The organism is Actinomyces sp. ICM39, from assembly GCF_000282935.1.
Lineage (GTDB): Bacteria > Actinomycetota > Actinomycetes > Actinomycetales > Actinomycetaceae > Pauljensenia > Pauljensenia odontolytica_B.
In genome coordinates this window covers 1-11,130 of sequence record NZ_ALCB01000058.1, presented here as the reverse complement: position 1 = coordinate 11,130, position 11,130 = coordinate 1, and the positions used below count along the sequence as shown (strand labels likewise).

Below are 11,130 nucleotides of genomic sequence, written 5' to 3'. Positions count from 1 at the left end.
GGGCGCGGGGATCGGGTCCTCGTCGGGCGCGGGGATCGGGTCCTCGTCGGGCGCGGGGATCGGGTCCTCGTCGGGCGCCGGGATCGCCTGCGCATCGGCAATGGCGTCGACTGTGGGGCCAGCAATGGCCTCAGCGACGAGAGGATTCTCGACGGGAGCCTGCGTCGCGGGACCGAACGCAGGGACGTCGGTGGGAGCGGGAATCGGCGGAACATCAAGCGATTCATCGCTCGACGGGGCGGGAGGCGCCGGGGGAGCGGGAATCGGCGAGGCAGCGACCACCTCGTCGAACGACGGCAGTTTCTTCTCGTCGCCGGTGCGTTCGGGCGTGGGAGCCATCGGTTCCTCCGTCTCGTCGGGTGTGTGTCCCGCCATTATCGCAGTTGGTTCGGTGGTCGGAGTGGAAGACGCTGCCAGGATGTTCACCACAGCACCCGGGACACGCAGACGTGTCAGCAGCGGGCGCATCATCACCGCGGACTCACGGGGCGCAGCGAAGCGAAGCACGATGAGGTAGATGAGGCCGGTCACCGCCGAAACGATGGAGAGCTTGACGCCCGCCAGCAGCATGCGTCCCAGCGTCGAGGAGATGTCCGTGTGGATGCCCATGAGCCACAGGACGCCGAATCCGACGAAGCCTGCGACGATCGCTGCGCCCAGGTAGGCGACGTAGGAGCGCAGCAGTCCGGCGCGATCAACGAAGCTATTCTCGCGCGAGACCCACACGACGGCGATGATGCCCTGCGTCAAGCGGCAGGCCGTTTCGCCGAGGGCGGCGGCGACGACCCACCAGCGCGCACCGGTCAGGGCGTACATCGACCAGCCGACGATGACCTGGATGATCGTGGGGCCGATACCCATGAGGAACACGGGCTTGACGTTCTCGTAGGCGAAGAAGACGCGCTGACTCATGAGGACCATGCCGGTGGATGCGACGCCGGGCATGAGAGAGGTCAGGACGAGGGCGTAGCCGGTGACGGCCTCGGGATCCCCGCCCTTGGCCGCCATCGCGATCTCCATCATCGGAACGGAGCCGGCCATCAGCATGGCCGCTGCGACGAGGGTCAGCGAGGTGATTGTGCGCACGCCCAGGTGGTAGCTGTCGGCCACCGCACGGTCATCGCCGTCGGCCACGGCACCTGCCATGCGCGTGAAGATCGCGGTCGTCAGCGACACGGTGATGAGCGACTGGGGCACCATGAAGATCATGAACGCCGTCGAGTAGGCGAGGATGCCGACGACGCCGCCCTGCGCGCCGTTGCGGCCGATGAAGCCGTCAGCCATCGCGGCCAGGTTGTTGGTCGACAGGACGCCGACCTGGGAAACGCCGAGGGTCGCAAACGTCCATCCTGCGACTCGGGGCATCGAGCCGAAAGAGGTACCTCGGAAGTGGAAGTCGGGCTTGAAGGACACGCCCGCCTTGCGCATCGGCCACAGCAGGCACAGGGCCTGGCAGATGACGCCGAGGGTCGCCGAGCCCGCGAGGACCCAGAACTGTGCGCCCGTGAGGTCTCCCGCGGGGATACCGCCGTCGGGTGCGCCGCCCCAAATCGCGAGGAATACACCGAGGCCAGCGATGCCGACGACGTTATTGACGACGGGCGCCCACATGTAGGGCCCGAAGATCTCACGAGCATTGAGGAGCTCGCCGAGCAGGTTGTACAGCCCGTAGAAGAAGAGCTGCGGCAGGCATAGCAGCGCGAAGAGGATCGCGAGGTTGCGAATGTCTTCGGTGTAGCCGGCCGCCGTGATCATGACGAGCACGGGTGCCAGTACCATCGTCACGAAGGTGACGAGGAAGAGGAGCGTCCCCGCGAGGGTCAACAGACGGTTGACATAGGTGTCACCGTCGTGGCGACGCTTGATAGCGCCCACGATCTGCGGGACCAGGACCGCGTCAAAGATGCCGGAGGCCAGCAGGTTGAACACGGTGTTGGGCAGCGTGTTCGCCGTCTGGAAGGCCGCGCCCACGCCGCCGGCGGTCGCGCCGACCGCGGCGATCAGCATCGCGTTACGGATAAAGCCGAGGATGCGCGACACCATGGTGCCCGACGCCATGAGCGCCGATGCTCTCAGGATCGATCGGCGAGGCGTGTTCGAGCTCATGGGGTCTCCTTCGTCGTTGCTGTCTCTGTTTCGGTGGTGTCGTTCGCTCGGGCCGATGCCTCGTCGATGCCATCGGTGGCGGGCTCGGCCTCGGTGTCTGCTTGTGTCGTCTCCTGCGCGGATCCGTCGGAGGATGCCTGCGCCTTGCGCGCTGCTCTCTTGCGCAGTGATCGCCTGATGCCGACGAGGAAGAGCAGGCCGAAGAGGGAGGCGATGACCGCGGTGATCGCATCCTCCCACCCGGCGCGCATGCGCACGGTGACGGTACGGGAGTCATCGAGAACGGTGCCGTCCGGGGTCGTCACCTTGTAGGTGACCTCGATGTCGCCGCTGCCGATCGCCCCGACGGGGACCTCGACGGTCGTGGCACCCTGCGCGGCCAGCGTCTGGGAGAGCGCGGGGGTGGCGCGCAGTCGTGGGTCGTCGGGAACGAGGGTGACGTCGACGCGCACCGGCCAGGGCAGGTTGTTGCGCACGAGGACCGGGAAGTTCGCGGACTTGTTGATGAGGTTGACGGCCGAGGAGGGCTCGACGGTCACGGCTGAAAGCATGCCCGTGATCTGGGAGGTCATCGCCGTGGCCGAGTCGAGCTGCTCGGAGGGCGTCAGCTGCGCGGACAGAGCGGGCAGAATCCGGGGCGTGACCGAGTCGTACACGGCCTTGGGGTCATCGGTCGCGTTGGCGAGCGGCTCCAGCATGGTCAGGGACGAGGCCATGGCCGTGATCGCGGTGGACGTGTCGGCGTCGAGCGTGCCCGTGTCGACGGTCTGCCGGTCGACGTCGGTCGGTTCACTGGCGGCCATGTCCGTAAAGGACAGGGGTGAGACCCACCGCGGGGAGAAGAGGGCGTTGACCCGCTTGGTGAGTGACTCGTTGACAGTCGTTCCGCGCGCAGCCGCTGCGAAAATAGTGCGCGACGAGGAGGGACGCTCCCGCACGATGATCGCCGTGATCGCCGTCAGGGCCTGCTCGGCGTCGAGCTCATCACCGCCGGATGCGTTCCACGACAGGATCGAGGCCAGGTCGGCCTGCTGGGCGATTGTGCGCGCCCCGGTTCCGTCGGTTGCCGTCTCGCCCGTCGAAGGGTTGACGTTCACGCGCGCGTACGAGGTGAAGGTGACCTCTTCGGCGGGGGTGAGCGCCGAGGTTGGGGCGATCGTGATCTGGTCGGCAGAGGCGTAGTTCGACAGGAAAGAGGTGCCGAAGGTGGTGTCTGCCGGCCATGCGACATTGCGCAGGATTGTGGGACCCGTGTCGGGTGATGTCGTCGTGGTGCCGCTCTGTCCGGAGGCGCTCGCGGACGGCGAGGGGCTCGGCGTTTCTGTGGCGCTCGCGGACGGTGAGGGGCTCGGCGACGCGGTCGAGGGCGTGGGGGCCACCCATCCGGCCTCGCGCAGGGAGGAGGGGAAGCCCGCGATGGAGTCGGATGCGCGGTCCCAGAAGCCTGCGTTGCCCGACAGGGCGAGGGCGCCGAGGTCGGCGTCGCCCTCGGGCAGGGCAATGAGCTCGTTCGCGGCTCCCATGAGAGCGGACACGAAGGCCTCCGACTGCAGGTCGCGCGAGCGTTGCGCGGGGTCCGTCGCCGTGGGCGCGGGGGTCGGGGTGGGGGAGGCAGACGCGCTCGGTGAGGCCGTGGGTGTGCCGGACTGCCCGGATTCGGTGTCGGACTGATCGGACTGCCCGGATTCGGCGTCGGAGGTGTCGGAATCGGGCGTGGGGCTCGGCGAGGCCGTGGGCTGCGGTCCGCGCGGGATGAGCAGCGGGTCGACGGCGAGCGTGACGCCGGAGGAGGCCGCCAGGTTGAGGACCGCGGAGCGTTCGGCCTGGTCCTGGGTGGCGTTCGAGGAGGTCCAGGGAACTACGGCGCTTACGCGCGAGGCGGAGACCTGGGAGCCGGAGTCCCATACGAGGATTGAGCGGTCCTTGCCGGAGTACTCGCCAGAGTTGGCGGCCACGGTGACGACGCGTGGGCCCCACTCGGTCGCGTCGGTCAAGGGAAGGGAGGACGTGGGGATACGAATCTCGAAGGAGACGGTGGCCCCGCGGGCAACGTCGGTGAGGGAGGAGGTCGCGGCGTGCGTGGCGTCCGGTTCGTCCTCGGTGAGCGCCGTCGTCAGTGCGGCCACCGAGATTGGCGTCTCGTTGGCGACAAACACCTCGAGGGAAATATTCGCGAGCGTCGTGGGTGAATCGTTTCGTACTGTGCCGGAAACAATCACTTCGTTCTCACTGGTGATGATGCGTGGCGACAGTGAGTTGATCGAGATGACGAGTCCGGATGCCTCGGCCGCCGCGCCCATGACCGCGGGACGTGACGCGTCGGCCTGCGAGGTCACGGCGGGCAGCGGAGCGGCCCCGGCCTCGTTCAGACCGAGGCCGAAGGGAAGAGCCATCGCCGCGCACAGGACGCCAGCCGCGAGCGCGCGCCTAGTCACGGCCATCCCGATACAACAGGTCAAGGGCGATGCGCACGATGCGACGCTCGTTGGGGTATGCCAGCTGGCGTGACACGTCGCGCAGCGGCACCCACGCGGCCTCCTCGGCCTCGTGATCCGGATCCCCGTCGACGGAGATCGTGCCGGACTCATACCCCATCAGGTAGTGGTGGACGACCTTGTGAACGCGGCGGTCGTTGCCGGAGAACCAGTAGTCGATCGATGCGAGGTGGCGGATGATGCGCCCGTGGATGCCGGTTTCTTCGGCGACCTCGCGCAGCGCGGCCTGCTGGGGGGTCTCGGAACCCTCGAGGTGGCCCTTGGGCAGGCACCACTCGATGCGACCCGCTCGATTGCGTCGCGCGATCAACGCCGCATAGGGAATTCCGTCACGCACGTCGACGACGATGCCGCCCGCGCTGGTTTCCGCGGAAATCGGCAGGTGAGAGCGGCCAGCGCGCACAGAAGCGGACCGACGCGGGGGTCGTGGCACCCCGCCTCGGCGGTCAACTGGACGTGCAGGCATGACTCCACTTTAGCCGGTGCGCGGCCCCCGGTAGTCGGCCAGGGCGCTTTCCTGGCATGCTTAAGGGCGATGAGTACCCAGTCAACTTCCCCGAATAACGGCCCCGTGACCGCGCAAAACGCCGGAACGACGGACATTCCTACCCTCATGGCGAACGCCACGAGGACCTTTGCGGCGCTCCCGCCCGCGATTATGGAACTCGGCACGATTTTTCACGAGGCCGGGGAGGAGCTCGCGCTCGTCGGCGGGCCCGTGCGCGACGCGTTCCTGGGAGTGACTCCGCACGACTTCGATATGACGACCTCCGCGCGCCCCGAGCGCACCGAGGAGCTCCTGGCGAAGTGGGGCAACGCGACCTGGGACATCGGCAAGGAGTTCGGCACGATCGGCGGTCGCCGCGGCGACCTGGTCGTCGAGGTGACAACCTACCGCACCGATGAGTATGAGATCGGCTCGCGCAAGCCCGAGGTGACCTTCGGCGACACTCTTGAGGGCGACCTGACGCGCCGCGACTTCACGGTCAACGCGATGGCGATGCGCCTGCCGCAGATGGCCCTCGTCGACCCGTGCGGCGGCCTCGCTGACCTCGCGGACGGCAACCTGCGAACCCCCGTGTCCGCCGAGCAGTCCTTCGACGACGACCCGCTGCGCATCATGCGCGCGGCGCGTTTCTCCGCGCAGCTGGGCCTCGACGTCGACATGGACGTCATGAACGCGATGGAGACCATGGCCTCGCGCCTGGAGATCGTCTCCGCAGAGCGCATCCGCGCCGAGCTCGAGCGCCTCATCATCTCGCCCTATCCGCGCCGCGGCATCGAGCTGATGGTGCACACGGGCGTCGCCGACATCGTCCTGCCCGAGGTCGCCGGCCTCGTCTCCACGGTGGACGAGCACAAGCGCCACAAGGACGTCTACGAGCACACCCTCACCGTCGTCGAGCAGGCGATGGACCTGGAGACCGGCCCGGACGGTCCCGTGCCCGCCCCTGACTTCATCCTGCGTTTCGCCGCCCTCATGCACGACGTCGGCAAGCCGGCGACCCGCCGCTTCGAGCCCAACGGCACCGTGTCCTTCCACCACCACGAGATCGTGGGCGCGAAGATGACGCGCAAGCGCATGAAGGCCCTGCACTTCGACAAGGCGACGATCGAGGCCGTCACCACCCTGGTCGCGCTGCACCTGCGCTTCCACGGCTACGGCGAGGCCGCCTGGTCCGACTCTGCAGTGCGCCGCTACGTGGCCGACGCGGGCGACCTCCTCGAACGCCTCCACCGCCTCACGCGCGCGGACTGCACGACCCGCAACCGCCGTAAGGCCAACTACCTGTCCGCCGCCTACGACGATCTCGAGGCGCGCATCGCCGCCCTGCGCGAGCAGGAGGAGTTGGACGCGATCCGCCCCGACCTCGACGGCGACCAGATCATGGAGATCCTCGGGCTGCGCCCCTCGCGCGCCGTGAAGATCGCCCGCGACTACCTGCTCGAGCTGCGCATGGAGCGCGGGCCGCTGGGCGAGGAGGCTGCCCGTCAGGCGCTTCTCGACTGGTGGGCATCGGACGACGTGCGCGCCCTCGCCGAGGAGTACCAGGCCCAGCAGGCCCACTGGGAGGCCAAGGTCGCGGAAAAGAAGGCCCGCAAGGCCGCCGCGAAGGCCGCCCGCGAGGTCCAGGGGCAGTGAGACGGGGCGCGGGGCGACAATCGTCACGCCCGCGCATGGTGCACCCCCGCTCATGCCGCCGTACTCTGGGAATAATTCAACTTTTTGTTAGGAGAGTTATCGCATGAGCACGTTCACCCCCGAGAAGGCATCGGCCGACATCGGCGTGTACGGCCTGGGAGTCATGGGCGCAAACCTCGCCCGCAACCTGGCCCGCAACGGCTACGCGACCGCCGTCTTCAACAGGACCCCGGCTCGCACCGAGAAGCTCATGGCGGAGCACGGCGACGAAGCAACCTTCGTTCCCGCGTCCACGCTGGAAGACTTCATCGCATCCCTGCGCGCACCCCGCGTCGCCATCATGATGGTCCAGGCCGGCCCTTCGACGGACGCCGTCATGGAGCAGCTCGCCGACCTCATGGACGAGGGCGACATCATCGTCGACTGCGGTAACTCCCTGTTCACCGACACGATCCGCCGCGAGAAGTGGGCCGCCGAGCGCGGCCTGCACTTCGTGGGCGCGGGCGTCTCCGGCGGCGAGGAGGGTGCCCTGTGGGGTCCCTCCATCATGCCCGGCGGCACCCCGGCCTCGTACGACCGCCTCGGCCCTATGTTCGAGTCCATCGCCGCCACCTACGACGGCGTCCCCTGCTGCACGTACATCGGCGCGAACGGCGCCGGCCACTTCGTGAAGATGGTGCACAACGGCATCGAGTACGCCGACATGCAGGTCATCGCCGAGGCCTACACCCTCCTGCGTGAGGGCCTGGGCGCCACCCCAGCCGAGATCGCGGACATCTTCGCCGCTTGGAACGAGGGCGAGCTCAACTCCTACCTCATGGAGATCACCGCCGAGGTCCTGCGCCAGGTGGACGCCGAGACCGGCAAGCCCCTCGTCGACCTCATCGTGGACGCCGCCTCGCAGAAGGGCACCGGCAAGTGGACGGTCCAGACCGCCCTCGACCTGGCCGTCCCCGTCACCGCGATCGGCGAGGCGACCTTCGCGCGCGGCGCGTCCTCCGAGCCCGCCCAGCGCGCGGCCGGCCAGGCGCTCGCGGGAAACGCCAGTTCCCTCGTCATCGAGTCGGACGAGGCCCGGGCCGCGTTCATCGAGGACGTGCGCCAGGCGCTGTTCGCCTCCAAGATCGTCGCCTACTCGCAGGGCTTCGACGAGATCGAGGCCGGCGCGAAGGAATACGAGTGGGGCATCGACAAGGGCGCCCTGGCTCGCATCTGGCGCGCGGGCTGCATTATCCGCGCGGCCTTCCTCGACGACATTACCCGCGCCTACGAGGCCGACCCCGACCTGCCGCTGCTGCTGGCCGCCGAGCCGTTCGCGACGCGCTTCCAGGAGTGCACGCCCGCGCTGCGTCGCGTCGTGGCCCAGGCGGCCCTCGCCGGCGTTCCGATTCCGGTGTTCGCCTCGTCCCTGGCCTACTTTGACCAGATCCGCGCGACGCGCCTGCCGGCGGCCCTCATCCAGGGTCAGCGTGACTTCTTCGGCTCCCACACCTACCACCGGGTAGACAAGGAGGGTGTCTTCCACACCCTGTGGGCTGTCGATGGTCGTCCCGAGGAGCAGTGGTCCTGATCTGAGACTGCGGCGGAAGCTGCACGAGGGGGTGGGTGCGTGGCACCCACCCCTTTGTGTTGCAGCCCATACTTTGGGGTTCTTTCAGGAAACCCGGTTAATCTAGGGGTACACCAATCCGCTGAAAGGGCGAATACGTGGCTACTAACAACGGACAGTCTGACTGGAACGACATCATCGAGCCTGGCGGCTCCGGCACGTCAGGGCGGGACTCGCTGCCCTCGCGGCGCGCGGTGCGCGCCGCGGCCGGATCGCATGCATCGCGGAAGGCTGCCAAGGCATCGTCGGCCGGAAAGAAGGGCCCCGCGAAGAAGAGGTTCCGGTGGGCCAAGCGCATCGGCTTCGGAATTCTGACCATCTTCCTGGGTGCTTTTATCGCCGGTATGGCCGTGTTCCTCTACCTTTACAACACGCTGACCGTGCCCGCGCCGGATGACCTGGCGCTCGCGCAGAAGACCACCGTCTACTACGCCGACGGCACGACCGAGATGGGCACGCTGGGCGACATCAACCGTCAGATCATCGATACGACGACGTTGCCCGACTACGTGTCGAAGACGATCGTGGCTTCCGAGGACCGCACGTTCTACACGAACTCGGGTGTTGACCTGAAGGGCATCTTCCGCGCCCTCGTGAACAACCTGCGCGGCGGTGCTCGCCAGGGTGGCTCGACGCTGACCCAGCAGTACGTGGAGCGCTACTACATCGGCGAGACCACGTCCTACACGGGCAAGCTCAAGGAAGCCGTCCTGGCGATCAAGATCAACCGTGAGAAGTCCAAGGACGAGGTTATCGGTGCCTACATGAACACGATCTACTTTGGTCGTGGCGCCTACGGCATCGACGCTGCCGCCCAGGCCTACTTCGGGCACGGCGCCAATCAGCTGACGCTGTCCGAGTCGGCCCTCCTCGCCGCCGTCATCCCCGCGCCTTCCGCGTGGGACCCCGCCGTCAACCCCGATAAGGCGAAGGAGCGCTGGGAGCGCGACCTGAACCTCATGGTCGAGGACGGGTGGATCACGCAGGCCGAGAAGGACGCCGCGGTCTTCCCCGAGACGATCGACCCCGACACGCTCAACAGCGCGTCGATGACCGGAACGACCGGCTACCTGATGGCTCAGGTGAAGTCGGAGTTGCTCGCCTCCGGCCAGTTCGACGAGGACAAGATCAGCCAGGGTGGTCTGCGCATTACCTCGACGATTGTCAAGGAACACCAGGACCAGGCCGTCGCGGCCGCTGAGGGCATGAACGAGGTCGAGGGCTGGGATCCGACGCACCAGCACGTCGCCCTGTCCTCCATGGATCCGGCCACTGGCGAGATCCTCGCCGAGTACGCGGGCGCGGATTACGAGAAGCGCCAGCAGAACGCTGTCACGCAGGATATCGCGATGGCCGGCTCGTCCTTCAAGCCCTTCGCCCTGCTGGCGAACGCGCGCCTGGGTGGCACGGTCTACGACACGTACTCGGGCAAGTCCCCGCAGTATTTCCGAGGCATGGGCACCCCCGTCTACAACGACGGCGGCTACTCCTTCGGTAACGTCACCCTCGTGAAGGCGACCGCCTACTCGATGAACACGGTGTTTGTGGGCCTCAACGACGATGTCGAGCCGGAGAACACGCTCAAGGCCGCCATCGACGCGGGTATCCCCGAGGATACGGTCGGCCTGAACGATGAGCTCCTCAACGTCCTGGGCCCCTCCTCGCCGCACAACATCGACCTGACGACCGCCTACTCGACGATCGCGAACGGTGGCGAGCGCGTCACCGCCCACATCGTCAAGAAGGTCGAAGACTCGAATAACAAGCTGCTCTACAGCGGCGACGTGGCTCCTAAGCGCGTCTTCGAGGTCGAGGAAGTCTCCTCGATCATGCCGGCCCTCGAGGCCGTCACGACGGGCGAGGGTACGGCCAACCGCGTGGATGCCTCGATCGCGCGACTGACGACAGCCGGCAAGACCGGTACCTCCTCGGACCAGCTTTCTGCGCAGTTCGTGGGCTTCGTGCCCGGCATGGTCACCGCCGTGTCGATGTACCAGTCCGACGACGCGGGCAACTCCGTGCCTCTCGACGACATCGGCGGACTTGGACAGTTCCACGGCGGCGACTGGCCCGTGGACGTGTGGATCGACTACATGAAGCCCGCGACCGCGAACCTGCCGGGCGACGACTTCCCGTGGAAGGTCGAGTCCAACCGCAAGGTCCACAACAACGCGCCCACGCCTGCGCCGAGCGCGACGACCGAGGCCCCGCAGTCCGCTGCCGAGCCCACCGAAACGCCCACGCCTACGGAGACGCCCTCCGCCGAGCCCACCGAGAATTCTCAGAACGGTGGCAACGGTTCCAACAACGGGAACAACGGCAACGGGAACGGTGGCAACGGTTCCAACAACGGGAACAACGGCAACGGTTCCAACAACGGCAACGGCGGGAACAATAACGGCGGCAACAACAATGGCGGCAACAACAATGGCGGTCGAAGAAACTAGCCGCGCGTCCTAGCGCCGAGCTGCGGGCCCCGAGGAGCATCCTCGGGGCCCGCAGTGCGTTCACTGCGGGAGTATGCGTATGCGGATAGGAAACGACGATGCGGATAGGTTACGAACATCTGGATAGGTTAATAACCTATCCACAAGCGAATAACCTATCCGGATGCGCACAACCTATCCGGATGCGCACAACCTATCCGCGTGTGAGCGTCTGCGCTCCCACCATGTGCCCTCCGTTGCCGCGCTCCTGAGGGGACAAGCAGTGACGTGTCGTAGACGAACGTCAGATCTTGCATGCACAGCAAAAGGGGTGGCCCCCGCTCGAATGAG

6 protein-coding genes are annotated in these 11,130 nt (G+C 67.2%); 3 read left to right on the top strand and 3 right to left on the bottom strand.

The features are described from left to right. The 3 genes from murJ to HMPREF1137_RS03260 all read right to left on the bottom strand — a co-directional run. The coding region (murJ, locus tag HMPREF1137_RS03270) for a lipid II flippase MurJ (protein WP_007588882.1) at window positions 1-2,106 on the bottom strand (2,106 nt) is incomplete at its 3' end. Continuing rightward, window positions 2,103-4,547 carry a DUF6049 family protein gene (locus tag HMPREF1137_RS03265; protein ID WP_050980928.1) on the bottom strand — a complete coding sequence of 815 codons (2,445 nt, stop codon included), beginning with the start codon at window positions 4,545-4,547 and terminating at the stop codon, window positions 2,103-2,105. The genes murJ and HMPREF1137_RS03265, both read right to left, overlap by 4 nt. Beyond that, a complete protein-coding gene (locus HMPREF1137_RS03260) occupies window positions 4,534-5,004 on the bottom strand; it encodes an NUDIX hydrolase (RefSeq protein ID WP_003791425.1) in 471 nt (156 codons plus the stop codon). Before HMPREF1137_RS03260 ends, HMPREF1137_RS03265 begins: the two co-directional genes overlap by 14 nt. A gap of 210 nt (window positions 5,005-5,214) precedes the next feature. Between HMPREF1137_RS03260 and HMPREF1137_RS03255 the strand changes: the two genes are divergently transcribed. The 3 genes from HMPREF1137_RS03255 (at window position 5,215) to HMPREF1137_RS03245 (ending at window position 10,800) form a co-directional block, all read left to right on the top strand. Further along, window positions 5,215-6,744, top strand: a complete 1,530-nt coding sequence (locus HMPREF1137_RS03255) for a CCA tRNA nucleotidyltransferase (protein WP_034496594.1) — start codon at window positions 5,215-5,217, stop codon at window positions 6,742-6,744. Window positions 6,745-6,847: 103 nt separating this feature from the next. Next, window positions 6,848-8,314 (top strand): NADP-dependent phosphogluconate dehydrogenase, encoded by a 1,467-nt coding sequence (gnd, locus tag HMPREF1137_RS03250; RefSeq protein WP_007588887.1) that lies wholly within the window; start codon window positions 6,848-6,850, stop codon window positions 8,312-8,314. A gap of 137 nt (window positions 8,315-8,451) precedes the next feature. Further along, window positions 8,452-10,800 (top strand): transglycosylase domain-containing protein, encoded by a 2,349-nt coding sequence (locus tag HMPREF1137_RS03245; RefSeq protein WP_007588885.1) that lies wholly within the window; start codon window positions 8,452-8,454, stop codon window positions 10,798-10,800. The last annotated feature ends 330 nt before the right edge of the window (window positions 10,801-11,130 follow it).

Excerpts from the sequence above, each read along its gene's own strand:
- HMPREF1137_RS03265 (WP_050980928.1), bottom strand. The coding sequence starts at position 4,547 with ATGGCCGTGACTAGGCGCGCGCTCGCGGCTGGCGTCCTGTGCGCGGCG.
- gnd (WP_007588887.1), top strand. The coding sequence starts at position 6,848 with ATGAGCACGTTCACCCCCGAGAAGGCATCGGCCGACATCGGCGTGTAC.
- HMPREF1137_RS03255 (WP_034496594.1), top strand. The coding sequence starts at position 5,215 with ATGGCGAACGCCACGAGGACCTTTGCGGCGCTCCCGCCCGCGATTATG.